This window comes from Paenibacillus sp. KS-LC4 (assembly GCF_036894955.1).
In the GTDB taxonomy this organism is placed as follows: Bacteria; Bacillota; Bacilli; order Paenibacillales; family Paenibacillaceae; genus Pristimantibacillus.
Window position 1 is genome coordinate 725,677 of record NZ_CP145905.1, and the last position, 20,785, is coordinate 746,461.

A 20,785-nucleotide genomic window follows, 5' to 3' on the forward strand; every position below is an offset into this window, starting at 1 on the left:
TATTCATTTTGCTCATCCGATATGAATGGGTAAAAGGTAAGCTGCCTCTGAATGATAGACTTGATTTGGATATAGCTTTTTTTCCAATTGAGGTTGATAATACAAGTATGGGATAGGAATGATCTAGGAGGAAACAGAGGGGGAGAAGCATGGAGCTCCAAATTATCAATGAATTGAATTCAGCCGATAAGAAAGCTGTGCTAGATAAGCTAATTTCCTTTAATAGGAAGCACTTTCCGAAAGAATTAAGCGAAAGATACCAAGAGATTAATTTGATTTTAAAGAAGGATGATGGTGTCGTATATGGCGGGCTTCTAGGCGAGGTGTGCTGGAACTGGCTGGAGGTACACATTTTGTATGTAGATGAGGAGCTGCGCAAGCTCGGATATGGGTCGAAGCTTCTGGAAGAAGCGGAAAGACTCGCCAAAGAGAGTAAATGCGATTTCATTAAGCTGGATACGTTAAGCTTCCAAGCGTTGGATTTTTATAAGAAGCATGGCTATGAGGTGTATGGAATGATAGACAACGCCGGGGGCCATCAGCATTATTATTTGAAAAAGGATCTTTAGGCGTCCACAAGCGAAGGGGGGAGTGATAATGGTGGATTTATACAAAAACCTGGAGCAGCGAATCGTTAGCTGGGCTGGTGGGAACGAAGACATACAAGCGATGTATCTCATGGGATCGCGGGCAAGAGCGGATAAACCATTTGATGAATTTTCCGATTTGGATATCGTCATTTATTCGACCAATCCGGACTATTATTTTGAAACTAATGATTGGCTGCTGAACATCGGGGAAGTTTGGACGAGCTTCATGTACCGAACGGCAGGAGGAGATCCTGAGAAATTAGTACTTTTTGACGAGGGGTTGCAGGTGGATTTCTTGTTTTGTCCTAATGCTGAGCTAGAGCGCTTGGCGGCTGGCAGGCAAGTGCCGCAAGGCTTTAAGCGCGGGGTGAAGCTGCTGCTGGACAAGACGGGCAAAGGGGAAAAATTGCTTCCAAAAACAGCTGTCCCTGACCTGCCGCCACCGATTACAGAAGCGGCCTTCCAGCAGGTCGTTAACCAATATGGGTTTGCCTGCTTGTATGTGGCGAAGCAGATTTTGCGCGGAGAATTATGGGTCGCTGGCGAAAGGGATCATGCTTGCAAGCAACTGCTGCTGCAAATGCTGGAGTGGCATGCCAAGGCGATTCATGGCCCCAATTATGACACCTGGCATGCGGGCAAGTTTATTGCAGAATGGGCAGATGCTGCGGTTATAGCGGACTTAAAGCAAGCGTTCGGAGGCTTTGATCAGCTTGCTAGCTGGAAAGCCTTGAACGTTTCCTTTGAATTATTCAGCCGTCTGTCCTTGGAGACAGCGCAGGTTCATCATTATGATTACCCGCATAGCTTGTATGGCAATATTAAAGCTTGGCTGCAAGCGAGACAACTGGTGAAAAACAAGTAGTCTTAACGTTTTACTGCAACACGCTAGGTGAATATTGATGATATACAAATAATAAATAGGGTGAATTATAATGACTTCTGCAATAGCTTCAATGAAAAATAAAATTGCCATCGTGACAGGCGCAAGCCGCTCCACGGGCATTGGAACAGCGATCTGCCGCGCGCTTGCGGGCAGTGGAATAGATATCTTTTTTACCCATTGGCAGGCGTTTGATGAGTTGGAGGGTAACGGTCTGGATCAGGGTTGGCCGGAGCAATTGCAAGTTGAATTGGAACGTTTAGGTGTAAGGGCAAGCCATATGGAGGCTGATTTTTCCAATCCAGATATGCCCTCTCTCATTATGAATGAGGTAGAGCGGACGCTGGGAAATCCCTCGATATTAATTAATAATGCGGCTTATTGTGCGCCGACTAATTTTCGGACGCTGGATCTGTCACTGCTTGAGCAGCATTATGTGGTGAACAACCGTACAACGATGCTGCTTAGTACCGAGTTCGCAAAGCGTTTCGAGCAAAACCAACCAGCAGGAACGAACGGAAGAATCATATTTATGGTGTCTAAAGGGCCGGATGCGGACAATCTCGCCTATACGGCTACGAAAGGCGCTTTAATCGCTCTCATCGAGCCGCTTGCAGTAGGGCTTGCTCCCTTGCAAATAACGGTCAATGGCTTCGATCCGGGGCCGACTGATTCGGGCTGGATGGATGATGAGATGAAAGCCGGCTTCCTGCCGCTGTTCCCAATGGGAAGAATTGGCCTGCCGGAGGATGCGGCGAAGACGATCCGTTTTCTAGCCAGCGACGACGCACAGTGGATTACGGGGCAGGTCATTAGATCCGAAGGTGGATTTTTAGGTAAGTAAAGCATGTAGAGGAGCAATCCTATGAACATCTATTATTCTCAGCTTGGAAGAAGGATGAACCCTTCGGAGTATTACAGGATTGGAAGCGGCTGCTATAATGCGGCCGCTTTTATTTTTTAGGCATATGCCACAATAATTAGACGATGGATAGTGCTGGGAAGGACGGCATATGGCGTTAATGTGTATTCCCGGCCGCGTGAAGGACAAACGTTTGGAGGAGCTTGCGCTGTCGGCTGTTGGCGTGTGGAGCGCTGTGCTGAGAGTGTGCAGCTTGGCATAGCCGCTCTTTTTTTGGCGGACTGAGCTTCCGCTAATCGGACTTTTGACGCGATTTCAGGCAAGAAGCGGACAGGGGAGCGGTTATTGCCCTCCTTATCGTGTCAACATGGCTTTTGGCAGCGCATTAGCTGCTCCTGAGTCCGCCAATTCTGTCATCACCTGCGATTTTGTGGTAATAGCGTCCGCTGTGTCCGCCAGGTCCGCTGTGTCCACAGGTCTAACATCGTCATATTACCTCTCATGGAAAAGCGCAGCAAGCAGCCATTTAATCGAAAAATGGACAATATGTCCAATGGACTTTTGTGATTATGTAACACTCTGTCTAATGTAATTCAAACTGAGTGTTATATAATATTACACAAGGATAGTGCTGCTTGAGCTTGAATGGCGCACGGTCAAGGACAATATTGAGCCGTTAATGGAAATAATGAAGCATAAAAAGTCTGAATATTCTGTAATTAAAATGTGAAAGTCACTTAGGCTCAGTGCATAAATGGCTGTTGCAAGGCATAGACAACATAAACGGCAGATCGAGCACATAGACGGCAGTCGGCGGAAAGGGTGAAGAAGCTGATGGATAATCACGAAGCAATGGATGAGGATGCCAAGCAAGAAGCCAAGCAGGCAGCCAAGCAAGAAGCCAAGCAAGAAGCCAGGCAGGAAGCCAAGCAGGCAGCCACGCAGGCAAGCGAGCTTAAGGAAACGCTGCTGGAAAAGGATCGAGCGTACCTGTGGCATCATATTACTCCCCATAATGATCATCCGATGATTGTAGTGTCAGGGGAGGGCAGCTGGATCAAGGATGTGGACGGCAATCGCTATTTGGACGGCATGTCAGGGTTGTGGTGCGTCAATGTAGGACATGGGCGCAGGGAAATTGCCGAGGCTGCTGCTGCGCAAATGACGACACTTGCTTATTCGCCGCTCATTCAATCCCATGCCCCGGGCATTGAGCTGGCGGCAAAGCTGAACGACTGGCTGGAGGGGGAGTACCGCATTTTCTTCTCCAACTCAGGATCTGATGCCAATGAGGTTGCGTTCAAAATCGCCCGCCAAGCCTTTCATCAACGTGGAAAGGCGACCAAGCACAAGTTTATTTCGCGCCACCGCGCTTATCACGGCAACTCAATGGGGGCGCTAGGCGCAACGGGGCAGGCACAAAGGAAGCTGAAATACGAGCCGCTAGGGGTAGGCTTCTCCCATGTGCCGCCACCTTATTGCTATCGCTGCCCTTTCGGCCAAACTAGCGGAGCCTGCGAGCTGCAATGCGCCAAAGCCTATGAGGATGCGATCATCTGGGAGGGGCCGGACTCCGTCGCCGGCATTATTGTTGAGCCCGTCATTACCGGGGGCGGCATGCTCGTGCCGCCGGACAGCTACCTGCCGAAGCTGCGCGAGATTTGTGATAAGCATGATGTGCTGCTCATCGTCGATGAGGTCATCTGCGGCTTCGGCCGTTCAGGGCGAAAATTCGGCCATCATCATTTTGGGGTAAGGCCTGATATCGTTACGATGGCGAAGGGGCTGACGAGCGCCTACTCCCCATTGTCGGCAACGGCGGTGTCCGCCGAGCTGTATGAAAGCTTCAAGGAAGCCTGGCCGGACAGCCACTTCCGCCATGTAAATACGTTTGGCGGCAACCCGGTGTCCTGTGCCATTGCGCTGAAAAATCTGGAGATTATTGAGCGCGAAGGGCTTGTTGAGCGTTCAGCTCTCATTGGCAGGCGCATGCGAGGCCGAATGAAGCCGCTGCTGTGGCATCCGAATGTCGGAGAAATTCGGAGCTTCGGCTCCGCCGTAGGCATCGAGCTGGTCGAGGATAAGGAGACGAAGACGCCTGCCGCTGCTGCGCTTGTTGCGGGCGTGATTGCGGATTGCAAGGCACGAGGCCTGCTTATTGGCAAAAACGGAGATACCGTCCCGGGCTTTGCGAATATTTTGACGCTTAGTCCGCCGCTTTCTTCGACGGATGAGGATGTCTCTTTTATTACGGATACGCTGCTGGCCGTTTTCGGAGTCGCAGGCGATACGTCAGAGGAGGGGATGCGGCATGAGGCCGCTTCAGGCTAAGGACAATAGGCATCATATTCAGGCGGAGCGGCTGCATCAGCGGATTATGGCACTGGCGGAAATCGGCAAGATCGGCACGACAGGCGTCTGCCGGCTCGCATTATCTCCGGAGGACCGCGCTGGAGTAGAGCTCGTAAAGGGCTGGATGGAGGAGGCGGGCATGTCGACGCGAATCGATCCTTTTGGCAACCTGATCGGAGTATATAAGGGACGGGATGAGCAGGCGCCCGTACTTATGCTGGGCTCGCATATTGATTCGCAGCCTTATGGGGGCCGCTTCGACGGAGTTATTGGCGTCCTCGGCGCGATTGAGGCGGTACAGACGATGGCGGAGCGCGGTATTCGCCCAGAGATGAATATAGAGGTCGTCGCCTTTTGCGATGAAGAGGGCTGCCGCTTCAATAAAGGCCTGTTTGGGGCAAGGGGAATGACCGGAAAGCTGGAGGAGGGGGAGCTTGCGCGAGCCGATAAAAACGGCGTTACCCGCAGGGAAGCACTGCTGCAGTTCGGCTGCGATCCAGCGCAATATGACCGCTATTCCTTTGAAGAGGGAAGAATTAGAGCTTTTCTGGAGCTTCATATCGAGCAGGGCCCGGTGCTGGAGATGAAAAAGGAGCCGATCGGCATCGTCAGCGGCATATCCGGCCCCGTCTGGTGGACGGTCGAAATGACTGGCTTTGCCGGTCATGCCGGCTCCGTGCCGATGGCGATGCGCCGCGATGCAATGGTCGGCTGCGCCAAGGTGATTGTCGCGCTGGATGAGCTGGCGCGGCGCGAGCCGGGTGCGCCGACAGTCGGCACCGTCGGCTCGGTCGCTGTTTTCCCGGATTCCCGCAACATTATACCGGAGCAGGTCAGCTTTACTGTGGATTTCCGGGACATTGAGCTGGAACGGAGAAACGAGCTGGAGCGGGAGCTGCGAGCGGTAATCGAGCAGGTCAGCCTGGAGCATGGGCTCGCGTATGCGATACGCGAGGATACAAACAGCGAGCCGAGATATTGCGCGGATTGGCTGAAAACGATTTTGCATCGCGAGGCCGCGGGTATGGGTCTTACGCCGCCGGAGCTGATGAGCGGGCCGTTTCATGATTCGCTCACGATGTCTTATGTGTGCGATTACAGCATGATTTTTGTCCGCTGCAAGGAAGGGATTAGCCATAATCCGCGAGAGTATGCCGCACCGGAGGATATTGTGCTTGGAGCGGAGCTGCTGTACCGCGCAGCTGTTCAGATTGTCGAGGGGAAGGAGTGAGGCGGGGTGAGCGGGTAAGGGGGTAAGCGGATCATTTTCATCACAAGCAAGCACTTGAAAAAAAAGGAGGGGAAGCAGCTATGGGCATCGCTTTTATATCGGAGCAATCGCTCCGGCGCAATTTTGCCGAGGTGAAGGCAGGCATGAAACGGAAGGAAGCGGTCGACGAATCGAATCGCTGTCTGTATTGCTATGACGCGCCGTGTATTACGGCCTGCCCAACCGGTATCAATATCCCTTCTTTTATTAAAAAGATCGCTTCCGGCAATATGAAAGGCTCCGCCAGAGCGATTATGGATGCGAATCCGGTCGGTGCGACCTGCTCGCGCGTATGTCCAACCGAGGAGCTGTGCGAGGGCGCATGCGTGCTGAATCATTCCTCCACGCCGATTCGGATTGGCGATTTGCAGCGCTATGCTACGGATTGGGCCATTCACAAGGAGCAGCAGCTGTTCACGGCCGGGAAGAGCAATGGCAAGCGGGTCGCGATTATTGGCGGCGGACCGGCAGGGCTGTCTGCGGCAAGAGAGCTGGCGCGACTCGGCTTCGCCGTGACTGTGTTTGAGGCGAAGGAGCAGGCGGGCGGTCTGGATACGTACGGCATCGTTTCCTTCCGGCTGCCGCAGGAAATCTCGCTCTGGGAGGTTGAGCAAGTACGGCAGCTGGGCGTAGACATTCGGACGAATACAAGGGTAGGAGTGGATGTAAGCATTGAGCAGCTGCGCCGCGAAAATGATGCCATCGTGATGGCGATTGGCATGTCGAAGGTACCGTCGCTCGGCATTGAAGGGGAGACGCTGGACGGCGTATTTGATGCCATTGATTTTGTGGAGTCGACCAAAACGGCTGTGCGTACTGATATGGCGGGCAAGCGCGTAGCTGTAATCGGCGCGGGCAATACGGCCATTGATGCGGCCACCTGCTCGGTGCGTCTGGGCGCGATGAATGTGAAAATCGTCTATCGCCGCAGCGCCGCCGAGATGACGGCTTATGCGTTTGAATATGATTTCGCCAAGCAGGATGGCGTCGAATTTCAATGGCTGACGGCGCCAGCTCGCATTATCGGCAATGCCAAGGGGCATGTGACGGGGCTGGAATGCCTCAGGATGGAGCTGGAGGAAGCAGAGGAAGGGCGTGCTCGCCCGGTGCCGATTCCCGGCTCAGCGTTCAAGCTGGAGGTGGACGTCGTTATTTTGGCTATTGGACAAACGCGTCATCTACCGCTGATAGAGCAGCTTGGCATCGCGCATAAGCGCGGCATTGTGAAGGTGGACGAAAGCAGCTATCGAACGTCCGACCCGCAAATTTTTGCCGCCGGGGACGTTATTTTTGGCGAGGGTCAAGGAGAGGCGATGGTCGTCTCGGCCGCCCAGCAGGGCAAGAAGGCAGCTTATGCCATTTACAAACAGCTCATTCAGCAGCAAGAGGAGCTGGCATGATATGTCTGCTTTTAAATTTAAATTAAAATTACAATCGCGCATTTATACGACTGCGAAACGATACCGATTGCTCTAGGAGGGGAACGATAATGGCAGATTTGAGGATCAATCTAGCGGGTATAACATCTCCGAATCCTTTCTGGCTGGCATCTGCGCCGCCTACCAATACGGGCTATCAGGTGCAGCGCGCATTCGAGGCAGGCTGGGGCGGCGCTGTGTGGAAGACGCTGGGCAATCCCATCATCAATACGTCCTCGCGCTTTGCCGCTGTTCATTTTAACGGGCAGCGGGTTGCGGGCTTCAACAATATTGAGCTCATTACGGATCGTCCGCTGGAGGTCAACCTAAAGGAAATCTATGAGACGAAAAAAAGATTCCCGAATCATGCAGTCATCGCTTCGCTGATGGTCGAGCCAAGCCGCGAAAAATGGCATGAAATTGTCAAAAAGGTTGAGGCGGTCGGCGTAGATGGCCTTGAGCTGAACTTCGGCTGTCCGCATGGAATGGCGGAGCGCGGCATGGGTGCGGCCTCCGGGCAGCAGCCGGATTTGGTCGAAGCACAGACGATGTGGGCGAAGGAGGCGGCGCAGACGCCGGTTATCGTGAAGCTGACTCCGAACATTACCGATATTACGGCAACGGCAAAGGCGGCGACGCGGGGCGGAGCGGACGCGATTTCTCTAATTAACACGATTAACTCGCTCGCTGGCGTTGATCTGGATTCTTGGCTCACGATCCCGCATGTGGGCGGCAAAGGTGCGCATGGGGGTTATTGCGGCCCTGCCGTGAAGCCGATTGCGCTGAATATGGTCGCGGAATGCGCTCGTAATCCGCAGGTAAACATCCCCATTTCGGGAATCGGCGGCATTTCCAATTGGCGCGATGCGGTCGAATTTATGCTGATGGGCGCGACGGGGGTTCAAGTGTGCACGGCAGCGATGCATCACGGCTTCAGCATCGTCGAGGATATGATTGACGGCTTGAACCATTATCTGGACGACAAGGGACTGTCGTCGGCGATGGAGCTGATCGGCAAATCGGTACCCCGTTATTCGGACTGGGGCGATCTCGATTTGAATTACCAAGTCGTTGCTCGCATTCATGAGGAAGAATGTATCGTATGCAACAAATGCCATATCGCCTGCGAGGATACCTCGCATCAATGCATTGAGCGGCATACGGACGAGGGCGGGCGCGCCTATTTGAAAGTAAGGGAAGAGGACTGTGTCGGCTGTAATTTGTGCTCCATTGTTTGTCCGGTCGAAGGTGCAATCTCGATGATAGAGGTGCCGTCTTCCGCAATGCCGATGTCCTGGAACGAGCGTCAGGCAGCGATTGCAGGCTTGGGCGGCGGCGATGGAAATGCCAAATCAAGCGCGAGAGAGGCGGTGTAGCCTATGGCGAAGCTGATTCGAAATGGGATAATCGTAACTGCTGCGGATACGTATCAGGCGGATGTACTGATTGAAGGAGACACGATTAAGGCTATCGGGACGGAGCTGGAGGCTGCTGGCAGGGCTATCGGCGCGGAAATCATTGATGCGTCTGGAAAATATTTATTTCCCGGCGGCATAGATCCGCATACGCATCTGGATATGCCGTTCGGCGGAACCGTGACGGCGGATGATTTTGAGACGGGGACGATGGCTGCCGCATTTGGCGGAACGACGACGATTATTGATTTTTGCCTGACGGATAAAGGAAAGCCGCTGGCCGATTCGATTCAGAGGTGGCATGCCAAATCAGCCGGCAAGTCGGTAATCGACTACGGCTTCCATCTCATGATTGGCGAAATCAACGAGGCGGTACTGGCTGAGCTGCCGGACATCGTCCACACGGAGGGTATTACGTCGTTCAAGGTATTTATGGCCTACAAAAATGTGTTCCAAGCCGATGATGGCACGCTCTATCGTACGATGCTGACCGCAAGCGAGCTGGGAGCGATGGTAATGGTTCATGCCGAGAACGGCGATGTCATCGACTATCTCATTGCCAAGGCATTGGCGGAGGGACATACGGAGCCGATTTATCATGCGCTGACCCGCCCATCAATGCTGGAGGGAGAGGCGACGGGAAGAGCAGCGAAGCTTGCGGGCTTGACTGGGGCGAGGCTGTACGTCGTGCATGTCACCTGCGAGGAGGCGGTAAAAGCTATTGCTGAGGCGAGGGAGCAGGGCTTTGACGTCTGGGGAGAAACCTGTCCGCAATATTTGCTGCTTGATCAATCGTATTTGGCGCTGCCGGAGTTCGAGGGAGCGAAGTACGTATGGTCGCCGCCGCTGCGCGAGGCTCGGCATCAGGATGTCTTATGGAATGCGCTGCGTACGGGCGGGCTGCAAACGATTGGCTCGGACCAATGCTCCTTTAATTTCAGCGGACAAAAAGAGCTCGGACGCGATGATTTCAGCAAAATTCCGAATGGTGGCCCCGTCATCGAAGACCGCTTCTCGCTGCTTTATTCCGAAGGCGTGGCGAAAGGGCGATTAACGCTGAATCAGTTTGTCGATCTCGTTTCGACGCGCAGTGCGAAGCTGTTCGGGCTGTTTCCACGCAAGGGCACAATTGCGGTAGGGAGCGATGCCGACATCGTGATTTTTGATCCTGCCGTCCAGAGGGTGATTTCGGAAGCGACGCATCATATGAATGTGGACTATAATCCGTTTGAGGGAATGGCTGTAGCCGGAGCTCCGGTCAGTGTGCTGTCGCGCGGCGAGTTCGTCATTCGCGATCAGGCCTTTGTCGGAAGAGCAGGCGCCGGACAATATGTGAAGCGCGCACCTTACAAACAGCCCTTGCAGGGGGAGCTGCCAGCCGCACCTGATATAGAAGTCAGCACAAGCAGCAAATAGACGATTCAACAATAGCGAGGAGGGAGCCGAGTGTCGGACTATCAGCAGGTTTTGGAGGAGATGGCGAAGCTGGACGGCTACATGGCTAGGCAGTTTGAATTTATCCACATTGAGGAGAATTTGAGCGGAGCGACGGTCATGCTCCAGCACCCGGGCGGCGAAGCCGCAACCGTGCAACTGCTTACTGCCGATGCGCGCAAGCATTTAACCAACTTGCTAATCAAGCAGCTGGCACAGGCTAGGGCATCGACCGCTGCATCCCCTTCCAGCTCTAGCTCTAGCGCTGCGCCATCTGCATAAACGTTGCCATCCGCTGCCTCCCTTTAGCGGATGACTCCACGCGTATATTCATAGGCGTTCACCGCAAGCTCAATGGCGAGCCGCTTATCAGCGTGCATAAAGTCTTCGCCCAGCAGCGCAATAATTTTATCCAGGCGATGATATAGCGTCTGCCGGGCGATGAACAGCTCGCGGGCTGTATCCTGCTTTGAGCCGGAATGAATGAAATAGGTTTTCAGCGTGAGCAGCAGCTGGCCGTGTTTTTCCTTATCATAGGAGGCAAGCGGCTCAATGTAATCACGGATCAGCTCCTCCAGCATCCCGCTTTTTTTCAGCGCGGAAATGATTTTGTATGTGTGCAGCTCGTCGAAAAAAGGGGCTGGCAACGGCCCGGCATCCAGCTGAATCGCTATCGTCTCCTTCGCGGTTGCATAGCTTTCCGCCGCTTGGTCAGGGCACATCATTGACTTTCCGATGCCCCAAAGGCCTGAAAATATTGCCGGCTCATGCTTCATATCTGTATGGCGCAGCTGCTCCACCGCTTGCAGCAGGCGCTCCTTCCACTTAAGCTGTTCCAGCTGATCCAGCAAAATGAATACAAGTTGCCCTTGCAGCAGCAGCGTGAGCAAAAGAAAGCCCTCTCTCTCAAAAATCACCCTCGCCAACCGATTGCGTTGCAGCATCAGCACTGCAAAATCCTTCGTTTCCATTTGCGCGGCTTCCAATTGAAACACGCATACAGCTCCGCTGCCGAGCTTGGCAGACGGTTTAATATAGCGAATATAATAGCTGATTTCGGTTAAGTCGTGTTTTCCAGCTAGCCAGTCAGCGAGCCATAGATCATCTTGATAACGGCGCTTTTCCTCGAAATATTGGGTCCGCAGCTGTCCGAGCTGCGTAGATAATGCTTCCAGCTCTGATACCGTTTTATGATGCTGAGTAATGAAGTGGGTATGCAGATCCTGGGTGATGTCGATGTAGCGAACTTGCTCGTGGAAGAGGAGAATGGGGAAATGCTCGTTTTTTGCCAGCTCGAGCATTCGTTTCGGTGGTCTAGCTGTATAAGTGACCAGCTCAATACATAGCCCGGAAGCGCCTGAATGAAGCAGCTGCTGTAGAAAGATCAGACTGCGCTCTTCATCCTCCTGCCAACCGATGCCTGTCGTCAATATAAGCTCGCCGCCGCTTAAAAGCTGACCAGCTTGAATGACCTCCATAATATGAACCCATCTGACCGTACGATTCAAGGCTTCTTCACTTGCGAGCACCTCAGCCTTTTGGAACGGGGGCCGTTGTAAAATATCGCGGATCGTCAGCTGTAGCAGCGTTTGTACGATAGCGTCCACCTCCTCATGTGAAGATAGTTGACACTATTATACAGGATAGAGGCTCGAAAATAAAAGCGGTCTGTGAGCTCCAAAATGCTCCAGGTCATCAAAAAAACCAGCATGACCGCTAAATCGGTCATACTGGTTTTTTGATGGTTCATTCAGCGGCTGCCTGAATTTTGGGCGCTACCGCTGCTTTATTTTGTTGCAGCCTATTAAGGTGCAGCTTGTGGATCAGGCTGTTGCTCTGGTTGCTGCTCAGGCTGAGGCTCTTGCTCGGGTTGTGGCTCCTGCTCTTCTTCTTGCTCTGGTTCTTCAGAAGGTCTTTGATTGTTATCTACAAAGCTCAGACCTCCTGCAGGACTCGTATTCGAGAAGGTGTTAACATCCGTGAATGTCACTTGACCCTCCGTAATCGTCATCGTGAATACAGTCCAATAGAGCTCATTGCCTCTATCGGTTGGTACTTCGTACACTTTAATTGGTGTAGGGGAAGAACCACGGTACACTTCAACTTTTGCACCAGATGCCGAAATCGTGCTTGCTCCAGAGAAGTGATGCACATAGAAAGTATACGTGCCGTTTGTGTCTTTACGGATCGTTGTGGTTTCAGGTCCATACGAGGTTACATCATCCAAGTCTAGATCAACCATTTTTATATTGTTATAATAATAAATTTTACTCCCATACCAAGTGTGAAAGATTCCGCCCTGTGCAGCCGGTCCGATCAGATGTGAATCCAGATCAGCAGGGTCCTTGCCCCATGTCAACACGATGCGCGTTTCATTTTCGGATGGGATGCCGATTGCAGTTTGGTTTTCATTCTGGTTATTTACATTGACAGCTGATACTGCGGTCATATAGGTCGTTACATATGATGTGCCTACGCCGCCGAGCTCACCTGTGTAAATGCCAGGAGCTAAATAAATGTAATATTTTCCGTTAGCATCGGTTACAGCTGTACCAACAACAGGGCCGCTTGTAGCGCCGAGTCCTTTGCGGAACTCAATCGTCAGGTTAGCTACAGGATTGCGGGCAACATCAATAATTTGACCGCCAAAGCCTGTCAGTTTAACTGCGCCGCCTTGGCTTCCTGCGAACTTGGTTTTGGTTTCATTTGCTTCAATATGAACGTACAATGTAGAGCCATAGCTTTGAACCGGATTAAAGGTAATTTTGCCGTCCGCATATTGCAAGCCGCTCAGCGCATATGCTGCACCGTTCAGCGTTGCGGAAATGGCGAAATCAGACAGGCTCACATCATCTACTTGCTGATCAAAAGCAACATCAACTGCGCCGTTCGTCACTTGTACCGCCGAAATCGTCGGGTACCCTTGCTCATAAACGGCTACCGTTACAGGAACCTGTACATTATACAAGCCATAGGTAGCTGTAATGAAGGTTGTACCTTCTCCAACTGCTTTAACCTTACCGTACACGACTTCGGCTACGGATGCATCTGAGCTGGTCCAGCTTGAATGTGTCGTAATATCTTTAGCGTTAGCTGTGTTTTTCACGCCTGTCGCTACGATTTGACGAGTTGCTCCAATTGCTGAAAGCTCAAAGCCTTGTGCAGGCTCCGCAATGATGCTGGAAACGGCAGGATCGGCTTGCAGGTTTGGCTGGCTTGGCAGCGAGCTGAAGTCCACGCCATCTGCATTGACGACCGCGTCAGTAATCGCACCTTGTCCAAGGAAGGAAACGACCGCATCAAGAACGGCATTTGCAACATTTGAGCCTTGTTCCAGGTGGAAAATAGTATTCAGTGCGCTTGCGAATACATCCAGTTGACCGATGGAGCCGTTCTCGCCAAGCGTGATCGCCGCTTGCTCGGCATAGACGGAAACCGAATTAAATACGCCGTTTAACGCAACCTGAGCATTATGTGGAACGCTGCGTGAGATGTTGATGTTTCCAACCTGTCCAACCCCTGGCTGTGTTTCAAGAATAGCGCCGGAGCTAATGGTAACCTGCTGGACATCCGTTCCGCTCTCCAATACAAGACGAATGCTTCCGTCTTGCTTATTTACAATGACAGTTGCCAGTGTGGAGTTTTGTACATGAATACTGTTGGGGCCGCCGCCATTAATGGTCGTCGATCCGCTAACGGTAACGTTCTCGAGCGTTACATCGCCATTGCCGATGCTGCTTTCCAAGAACAGATTACCCGTAATCGTTGTGTTTTTAAGCGTTACATCGGCAGCATAGATGCGCACATCGCCTGTGACTGCACCGAGCGCGTGCTCACCTGCGGTATTAATGGAAGTGCTCGTCGAACCACCGTTATTTCCGCCATTGCTCCCGCCGCTATTTCCACCACTACCACCGCTGCTGCTGTCTGATGACTTCGGCGGGTTTGTTGGAGTTGGTGTAGCAGACGGCGCTGGTGTAGCAGCTGCACCAAGCGAAGCGGCAGCTAGATCGTAGGTTGTCTTATTGAAGACGAACTCATAGGCTAGACGAGCCAAAGCTTGTCGATCAGCTACGCCTGCAGGGTTGAAGCGAGTTGTACCGTCTGCGTTAGCTACGCCTTTAATGAAGCCGATTTGATAGGCGAAGGAAACATAGCTTTTCGCCCATGTGGATACAGTGGAGAGGTCCGAAAGCTTCTCATCCAGCGGTACCGCTTGAGCAGCCTGCTCCAAGCCAAATGCACGAATAAAAAATACAGCCAGCTCTTCGCGTGTAACGGTTTTGTTCGGAGCGAACTGGTCGGCGGAAATACCTTGCGTAATGCCGGATTTCACCAGTGCGCCAACATAGCCGCTATACCAGCTGCTGCTGTCCACATCCTTGAAGGGTGCTGCGCTTGCGGCATCCTGCTCTTTACCTAGAGCAAGCACAAGCACTTTAGCTAGCTCCGCGCGTGTAATGGAGTTTGAAGGCTTAAAGCTGCCATCGCCATAACCGCCGAGTATACCTTTTTCTACTAGAGCGCTTACTTCATCCTTGGCATAAGATTTCTCAATGTCTGTAAACGACACGGAGGAGGCTGCCTCTGCCCCAAATGCGATGTAGTTCGTGGAAAAAATCGATAAGACCATTGCAAAAACAAGTGCGACAGAAATGCGTTTGCTTGCCTTGTTGCCAATCATTATAACTCTCTCCCTTATCTATTCTCTGTTTGTAAAACAATTGCATATTGTGCATTGGACCTAAAATACTGAGACGATGTGCTTACTCTAGAAGATGATAGAAATAGGTCTTTTTGCTCAATAGTATAATACTACCATGGAAAATTATGTGGAGGGAAGATGTTTTATTGAATTTTTCAAAATATTTTGTTGAATAAAGTTGAAAAAAACAGAAAAAACGTATGTATACGTAGGGATTCGAGCAATAATTTATTTTGGGTAACTGTTGTAAATTTAAAAAACGTCAAGGCCATCTTTACATTCCTCAATCAATTCTCTATTAATCTAGTTGCGTGGAAGCATTGCTTGCAGCAGAAGCCTCGACCAATGCTCGCAGCGTCAACAGAACATGCTCCAGCAGGCTCGGAATATCCTCCATTTGCTCCTCGTTGATTTTGCGCTTGAATGTCAGCTTAATCTCATTTTGATGCACCGTCTGCCCCTCTGTATAGATAAAGCTGAGCGTCTGCACAGGAATGGGGTTTTCGGGCCAAATTCGCTGGAATACCGCCTCAATTTGCGGACATTGCTGCTCGAAATTCGTCATTTTCATATGAAAAAGCAAGCTCAGCTCGCAGCCGGGTGCTTCTCCCGTCAGCTCCAATAGCTCGGCGGCGAGCTCCTTCAAGGAGGCTTTGAGCCGCAGCTCAGCAGTTACCGCTTCCTGCCCGGTCAAGTGAAAGGAAAGGCTGAAGGCTCGTCCCATCACGGACATTTCCATCGTGTCCTTGCGGCCAGTTATCTGGATCGTTTCGTCGAGCGTATCCAGATCGTACAGCTGATTTTCAAAAGCAACCTTTAAATTATCGAATACGGTTGGATCAAACATTTTTATCCCTCGCAGTGGTCATATTTTAAATGTCAAAGCACATATTGAAGCGTTTCAATAGAGCTGTGTTTATTATACAACGGATTTCTGGCGGAGGTGGGAGGGAGCGGTTATACTATTTTTAACATTAGAGATTTAAATCGGTGGAGGTGCCGTATGGAGCTGAATTTCAAATCATATGTGGTGAGTGATGATAAGCAGCGTATTCAGGTGCAGGTGGTTGTGGATTATTTGGCAACCAGCTATTGGGCGAGCAAGCGGCCTGCTGCGAAAATTATGAAATCAATTGAAAATTCCATTTGCTATGGCGTATACGAGCTAGTGAATAACCAAGAAAAAATGATTGCTTTTGCCAGAATCATTACGGATGGAGCGACGACCTACTATTTATGTGATGTGTTTGTGCTGGAGGCTTACCGTGGTCAGGGCATTTCCAAAAAACTAATGGAAACGATAACGAATGCTCCAGAGTTCGAAGGGATGACAGGGCTGCTCGGCACGAAGGACGCGCACGGTCTGTATGAGCAATATGGCTTTGAACGGGATCAGGCACGGTTTATGCGCAGACCAGTGCAAATTAATAGAGTTTGAAGGTATAACAGTAAAACCCACCGCTAGCCTTTATCCGGCTGTTGGTGGGTTTGCTTTTTTTAGATGTAGGGGTACCTAGATCCGATTAGTCCACAGTAATCTTCAACACGACCGGATAAGGACTGCGAACCGAGTTCGTCTTCACGACGAGCGCTTCTGCTGTGCGTTCCCAGACAGGCTGCTCCTCGAAGCCGAGCACTTCGATCTGTTGAATAATGCCTTGGAAATCGTGAGATTTCTCCTTCAAAGACGTAATTTTCACCTCGCCGTCCTCTGGATAGACGAGCACGGTCGCATACAGGCAGCTTCCCTTCACCGTAAAGCGGATGTCCTGCGGCGTGAAGATTTTGCTTTTGCCGTCCGTGAACTGCCCTTCCTCTACCTTCGTTGGCCCCTCGCCATAAGTACGCCAGTAGCTTGTACCGTAGATCGCTTCGCCATTTGTCTCAAGCCAGCCCCCAATGGCAAGCAAAATGTCCCGATCCTCCTGAGGAATCGTGCCATCGGCCTTCGGCCCAACATTGAGCAGCAGATTGCCGTTTTTGCTTACGATATCGACCAAATCTTGAATGAGCTCCAGCGGCGATTTATAATCATTGTTAGGCGTATAGCTCCATGAGTTACGGGCTACAGCGGTATCCGTCTGCCAGTAATAAGGCTTCAACTCGGCAAATTGTCCGCGTTCTACATCGGGAACGGCGCTGCCCAGCATGAAAGCATCATGCTTATAATTGATAATGCCTTGAAAGCCGAGCTCTGCGGATTTATTGTAATAATACGCCGCGAGCTTTTTCAAATACGGCTTGAATGAGGCGTGCTGAATCCACCAGTCAAAATATAAAATTTTTGGCTCGTAATTATCAATGAGCTCGCAGCAGCGAATGAGCCAATCCTCCATATATTCATCCGTCGGAGGGGATTCATATTGATTGAAATGATCCTCTGGCTCCGGCATGGATGGCCAGTAAAAGTCGCCGCATACAAGCGGTTCGTGAACGTCGGATTCAAACTTCTTGCCATGCGACATGAAGAACCAATGCTCCGCACGGTGGGATGAGACGGTAAAGGTCAAATTCCGTTGCTCAAAGGCGATTTTCATTTCCTGCAACAAATCCCGTTTAGGCCCCATTTCGTAGGCATTGAAGCGGGAGATGGCGCTTTTGTACATTTGAAAGCCGTCATGATGCTCCGCAACGGGCATTACATATTTCGCTCCCGAGCGCTGGAACAGGTCAGCCCATTCCTCGGCATTAAATTTCTCAGCCTGAAACATCGGGATAAAATCCTTATAGCCAAAGCTTTTATGCTCGCCATAGGTGGCAATATGATGCTCGTATTCCTTGCTGCCCTGAATGTACATATTACGCGAGTACCATTCGCTGCTGAAGGCTGGAACGGAATACAAGCCCCAGTGAATAAAAATGCCGAATTTAGCTTGCTTATACCAAGCCGGTATTTCAAAATCGCTGAGCGATTCCCAATCGTCACGATACGGCCCTTGCGCAATCGTTGCGGTTATTTGCTTCAAATAATCTTGTTTATTCATGGTTATGTTAACCGTCCTTTCTGAATGGAAAGCTATAGGGCTATTCTAGCAAGCGCCAGCAGAATTAAGAATGTGGGACACTAACTTTTATTTGTATAAAATTAACCACGGAAGCAGGTTTGCCTCATGAATGCTCATTCCTTGCTCGCCTATTATTTATCCCATATGCAGATCGAGTTATTTATCGCCCACCATAATACGGTCAGCACGGAATGGCGTGATCTCGATTTTACGCCGGATTACAGCAAATTTTATTTCATCGAGCATGGCAGCGGCTGGCTCAAAATTGGCGATGAGGAGTATGCTCCTGTTCCAGGTCAGCTTATTCTGATGCCGGAGGGAGTGCCTCAATCGTATTCGGTTATAAAGGGGAGCGACACCTACCGTAAATATTGGTGTCATTTCAGCGCCAAGGTTGGAGAAATCAACCTGTTCAAGCTGCTGGATATGCCCTATCTCTGCACGGCTGTTGATCAGGAGCGGGTGCGGACGATTTTTGCCGAGCTGGTGCTTTATGCGAATGATCAGACGGTCTACGCTAGGCTGCTTGCCAAAGCGAAGCTGCTGGAGCTGTTTTCGTTGTTCGTTATGCAGCAGGGCGAGGAGAGCATCAGCTTGAAAAAGGCGGCAGTTACTCAGCGGCTGACTGAGATTTTGAGCTATATCCAGTTGAATAGCGGCAGCGACATTACCATTCAAGATTTGGCGCAGCGGGCATGCCTGCATCCGAACTATTTTATAAGAATGTTCAAGGAGCAAATGGGGGTGCCGCCGATTCAGTACATCGCCCGTTTGAAAATTGAAAAGGCAAAGGAGCTGCTGGCTGACTCCTCGCTCAGCGTTAGCGAGGTTGCCGAGCAGACGGGCTTTAATGACCTGTTTTATTTTTCCAAGCAATTCAAGAAAATAGCGGGAGTGTCTCCGACGGAGTTTAGAAAACAAGGATCATAAACGTTATTCCCTCCAGCCCCTCAATGACGGATATCTTTCCCTGACGCAGCCAATAATAAAGTGTCGCAACCTATTGGCGCTGTCAGAGAAATCCAATCTTGAGAATACGGGAGGCAGATGCATGTTTAAACGCTTGGATGAAGTGTTGATCGAAATTCCGAATGTCGGGCGGCCTGAGCCGAACGCGGCTGCTGCTGTGCAAGAGCTGCTGGGCGGGAAATTTGGCGAAATGTCTACGCTCAACAACTATTTGTACCAGTCGTTTAATTTTCGCTCGAAATCGAAGCTGCGTCCGTTTTATGATTTGGTTACGAGCATTACAGCAGAGGAGCTTGGCCACGTCGAGCTTGTCTCCCACGCGATAAACCACTGCCTGCATGGCTCTACATCGCCGGGCAAGCCGGATGAATCGCCGCTGAAATCGGTGAAGGACTGGCGCATGTCGCTACCGTTTCTATCTGGTGGACAAGGCGCATTGCCTGTTGATTCCATGGGCAGGCCATGGACGGGCGAGAATGTATTTAATAGCGGGGATTTGGTTGAGGATTTGCTGCATAACTTCTTTCTGGAGGTAGGCGCCAGAACCCACAAAATGAAGGTGTACGAAATGACCTCCCATCCGGCTGCGCGCGAAGTGGTAGGTTATTTGCTCGTGCGGGGCGGTGTTCATGTAGTAGCCTATGCTAAAGCGCTGCAAGTAGCAACCGGCGTAGATGTAACCAAGCTGATTCCGATTCCTTCACTTAATAATAAAGCGTTCAATGAAGCGCGCAAGTATGAGGAGAAGGGCGTTCATACGAAGCTGTATACGTACAGCGACAATGATTTTAAAACGATCGACCAAATTTGGAAGGGCACGCATCCAGAGGATGGGCAGCCGCTTGAGGTTATCCATGGGGTGCCGAAGGGCGTGCCTGTACCGGAATATCCAGAGGTGGAGGAAGAATTTGCGCCGGGCATTTCTGCGGAGGATTTCGCCGCCATTGCGGAGCGGCTGAAGGCTGCGGGAAATATTCATTAGCTTTGAGCCTTGCTTTTAAAAAAACGACAAACAGCCAGTACCTGCCGTCTATTTTCGGCTAGTGCTGGCTGTTTGTTTTTCTAAACGACTAGGGCGTGTCTGAAAACCCGTTCACGCCCTAAGATCCGGTTGAGCGATAGCGCCGAACGCCAATTTGCCAGATTAGCAGACACGGGGCAAGGAACAGCAGCCCTGCGAGCGGCAGAAAAGCATATAGCGGATTTTCCTCGCGGCCGAGTATGTATTGCAGCGGCAAATAATTGGCGCAGCCGAAAGGGATGACAAAGGTGAAAAATTGCTGAATGCGTCTATGATAGATGCTGAGTGGGTATTGCGCCATTTCTCGTCCGCCGTCGGTCAAAATATTAGCGATTTCGAGCCCCTGAACGGTCCAGAAGCTGAATGAGGCACACAGAATAAAGATACTGGCGAAAATAATGACCCCCGATGCTTGTGAAAGCACGAGCGCAGTTATTTTTAACAGGGTCCACTCCATATCCAGATTTGTAATTGCCCAGATCAGCACGCCGATGCCAAGCAGCAGGCGCCCGACGCGGGAAAATTCAAATTTGGAGCTGAGCACCTGAAGAATGGTGCCGCGCGGACGGACGAGCAGTCGGTCGAAATCTCCGCTTACGACTAGCGAGGAGAACATATCAAACCCGCGCGCGAAGCATTCGGTAATCGAGAAGGCCATATGCGTAATGGCAAAGCACAGCATCACCTCGTAGAAGCTCCAGCCTTTCATATCCCCGAAACGCTCGAACATGAAATATAGCCCGGCAAATACGGTGAAGGGCGTTAAGCATTGTCCAACCACGAGCAGCAGGAAGGAAGCGCGGTACTGCATTTGCGCTTTGAACAGCAGCAGCATGTATTTAAAATAAAGCGTCATCGCCG

17 protein-coding genes are annotated in these 20,785 nt (G+C 51.2%); 12 read left to right on the forward strand and 5 right to left on the reverse strand.

The window, feature by feature from the left end:
- Positions 1 to 149: 149 nt before the first annotated feature.
- From V5J77_RS03135 to V5J77_RS03175, 9 genes are all read left to right on the forward strand, one after another.
- On the forward strand, positions 150 to 569 hold the full coding sequence (locus tag V5J77_RS03135) for a GNAT family N-acetyltransferase (protein WP_338554337.1): 420 nt from the start codon (positions 150 to 152) through the stop codon (positions 567 to 569).
- 28 nt (positions 570 to 597) lie between these two features.
- Positions 598 to 1,455, forward strand: coding sequence for an aminoglycoside 6-adenylyltransferase (locus tag V5J77_RS03140; protein WP_338554338.1), 858 nt, complete (start codon positions 598 to 600; stop codon positions 1,453 to 1,455).
- 82 nt (positions 1,456 to 1,537) lie between these two features.
- Positions 1,538 to 2,317 (forward strand): SDR family oxidoreductase, encoded by a 780-nt coding sequence (locus V5J77_RS03145; protein ID WP_338556524.1) that lies wholly within the window; start codon positions 1,538 to 1,540, stop codon positions 2,315 to 2,317.
- Between the two features lie 852 nt (positions 2,318 to 3,169).
- Positions 3,170 to 4,666, forward strand: coding sequence for an aminotransferase (locus V5J77_RS03150; RefSeq protein WP_338554339.1), 1,497 nt, complete (start codon positions 3,170 to 3,172; stop codon positions 4,664 to 4,666).
- Positions 4,647 to 5,918 (forward strand): M20 family metallo-hydrolase, encoded by a 1,272-nt coding sequence (locus V5J77_RS03155; RefSeq protein WP_338554340.1) that lies wholly within the window; start codon positions 4,647 to 4,649, stop codon positions 5,916 to 5,918. Before V5J77_RS03150 ends, V5J77_RS03155 begins: the two co-directional genes overlap by 20 nt.
- Before the next feature lie 80 nt (positions 5,919 to 5,998).
- On the forward strand, positions 5,999 to 7,357 hold the full coding sequence (locus V5J77_RS03160) for an NAD(P)-dependent oxidoreductase (protein WP_338554341.1): 1,359 nt from the start codon (positions 5,999 to 6,001) through the stop codon (positions 7,355 to 7,357).
- 89 nt (positions 7,358 to 7,446) lie between these two features.
- Positions 7,447 to 8,751: an NAD-dependent dihydropyrimidine dehydrogenase subunit PreA gene (gene preA / locus V5J77_RS03165; protein ID WP_338554342.1), complete on the forward strand. Its 1,305-nt coding sequence runs from the start codon at positions 7,447 to 7,449 to the stop codon at positions 8,749 to 8,751.
- A gap of 3 nt (positions 8,752 to 8,754) precedes the next feature.
- Positions 8,755 to 10,206, forward strand: coding sequence for a dihydropyrimidinase (gene hydA, locus V5J77_RS03170; RefSeq protein WP_338554343.1), 1,452 nt, complete (start codon positions 8,755 to 8,757; stop codon positions 10,204 to 10,206).
- 30 nt (positions 10,207 to 10,236) lie between these two features.
- Positions 10,237 to 10,506, forward strand: coding sequence for a hypothetical protein (locus V5J77_RS03175; RefSeq protein WP_338554344.1), 270 nt, complete (start codon positions 10,237 to 10,239; stop codon positions 10,504 to 10,506).
- A 23-nt stretch (positions 10,507 to 10,529) separates the two neighbouring features.
- On the opposite strand, the gene V5J77_RS03180 is transcribed toward V5J77_RS03175, so the two are convergent.
- The 3 genes from V5J77_RS03180 to V5J77_RS03190 all read right to left on the reverse strand — a co-directional run bounded on the left by V5J77_RS03180 (position 10,530) and on the right by V5J77_RS03190 (position 15,776).
- Positions 10,530 to 11,831 carry a PucR family transcriptional regulator ligand-binding domain-containing protein gene (locus tag V5J77_RS03180; RefSeq protein ID WP_338554345.1) on the reverse strand — a complete coding sequence of 434 codons (1,302 nt, stop codon included), beginning with the start codon at positions 11,829 to 11,831 and terminating at the stop codon, positions 10,530 to 10,532.
- A 197-nt stretch (positions 11,832 to 12,028) separates the two neighbouring features.
- Entirely contained in the window at positions 12,029 to 14,908 is a 2,880-nt protein-coding gene (locus tag V5J77_RS03185) for an S-layer homology domain-containing protein (protein WP_338554346.1), read from the reverse strand.
- A 319-nt stretch (positions 14,909 to 15,227) separates the two neighbouring features.
- Complete coding sequence (locus V5J77_RS03190) at positions 15,228 to 15,776, reverse strand: hypothetical protein (RefSeq protein WP_338554347.1); 549 nt, start codon at positions 15,774 to 15,776, stop codon at positions 15,228 to 15,230.
- A 156-nt stretch (positions 15,777 to 15,932) separates the two neighbouring features.
- Between V5J77_RS03190 and V5J77_RS03195 the strand changes: the two genes are divergently transcribed.
- Positions 15,933 to 16,367: a GNAT family N-acetyltransferase gene (locus V5J77_RS03195; protein ID WP_338554348.1), complete on the forward strand. Its 435-nt coding sequence runs from the start codon at positions 15,933 to 15,935 to the stop codon at positions 16,365 to 16,367.
- Positions 16,368 to 16,452: 85 nt separating this feature from the next.
- Here the strand turns inward: V5J77_RS03195 and V5J77_RS03200 are convergent, their stop codons facing one another.
- Complete coding sequence (locus V5J77_RS03200; RefSeq protein WP_338554349.1) at positions 16,453 to 17,913, reverse strand: alpha-L-fucosidase; 1,461 nt, start codon at positions 17,911 to 17,913, stop codon at positions 16,453 to 16,455.
- A 126-nt stretch (positions 17,914 to 18,039) separates the two neighbouring features.
- Between V5J77_RS03200 and V5J77_RS03205 the strand changes: the two genes are divergently transcribed.
- A complete protein-coding gene (locus tag V5J77_RS03205) occupies positions 18,040 to 18,864 on the forward strand; it encodes an AraC family transcriptional regulator (RefSeq protein WP_338554350.1) in 825 nt (274 codons plus the stop codon).
- 121 nt (positions 18,865 to 18,985) lie between these two features.
- Entirely contained in the window at positions 18,986 to 19,885 is a 900-nt protein-coding gene (locus V5J77_RS03210; RefSeq protein ID WP_338554351.1) for a manganese catalase family protein, read from the forward strand.
- A 118-nt stretch (positions 19,886 to 20,003) separates the two neighbouring features.
- On the opposite strand, the gene V5J77_RS03215 is transcribed toward V5J77_RS03210, so the two are convergent.
- Complete coding sequence (locus V5J77_RS03215) at positions 20,004 to 20,780, reverse strand: ABC-2 family transporter protein (RefSeq protein ID WP_338554352.1); 777 nt, start codon at positions 20,778 to 20,780, stop codon at positions 20,004 to 20,006.
- Positions 20,781 to 20,785 lie beyond the last annotated feature (5 nt).

Excerpts from the sequence above, each read along its gene's own strand:
- V5J77_RS03135 (WP_338554337.1), top strand. The coding sequence starts at position 150 with ATGGAGCTCCAAATTATCAATGAATTGAATTCAGCCGATAAGAAAGCT.
- V5J77_RS03140 (WP_338554338.1), top strand. The coding sequence starts at position 598 with ATGGTGGATTTATACAAAAACCTGGAGCAGCGAATCGTTAGCTGGGCT.
- V5J77_RS03150 (WP_338554339.1), top strand. The coding sequence starts at position 3,170 with ATGGATAATCACGAAGCAATGGATGAGGATGCCAAGCAAGAAGCCAAG.
- V5J77_RS03155 (WP_338554340.1), top strand. The coding sequence starts at position 4,647 with ATGAGGCCGCTTCAGGCTAAGGACAATAGGCATCATATTCAGGCGGAG.
- V5J77_RS03160 (WP_338554341.1), top strand. The coding sequence starts at position 5,999 with ATGGGCATCGCTTTTATATCGGAGCAATCGCTCCGGCGCAATTTTGCC.
- preA (WP_338554342.1), top strand. The coding sequence starts at position 7,447 with ATGGCAGATTTGAGGATCAATCTAGCGGGTATAACATCTCCGAATCCT.
- hydA (WP_338554343.1), top strand. The coding sequence starts at position 8,755 with ATGGCGAAGCTGATTCGAAATGGGATAATCGTAACTGCTGCGGATACG.
- V5J77_RS03185 (WP_338554346.1), bottom strand. The coding sequence starts at position 14,908 with ATGATTGGCAACAAGGCAAGCAAACGCATTTCTGTCGCACTTGTTTTT.
- V5J77_RS03190 (WP_338554347.1), bottom strand. The coding sequence starts at position 15,776 with ATGTTTGATCCAACCGTATTCGATAATTTAAAGGTTGCTTTTGAAAAT.
- V5J77_RS03195 (WP_338554348.1), top strand. The coding sequence starts at position 15,933 with ATGGAGCTGAATTTCAAATCATATGTGGTGAGTGATGATAAGCAGCGT.
- V5J77_RS03200 (WP_338554349.1), bottom strand. The coding sequence starts at position 17,913 with ATGAATAAACAAGATTATTTGAAGCAAATAACCGCAACGATTGCGCAA.
- V5J77_RS03205 (WP_338554350.1), top strand. The coding sequence starts at position 18,040 with ATGAATGCTCATTCCTTGCTCGCCTATTATTTATCCCATATGCAGATC.
- V5J77_RS03210 (WP_338554351.1), top strand. The coding sequence starts at position 18,986 with ATGTTTAAACGCTTGGATGAAGTGTTGATCGAAATTCCGAATGTCGGG.
- V5J77_RS03215 (WP_338554352.1), bottom strand. The coding sequence starts at position 20,780 with ATGACGCTTTATTTTAAATACATGCTGCTGCTGTTCAAAGCGCAAATG.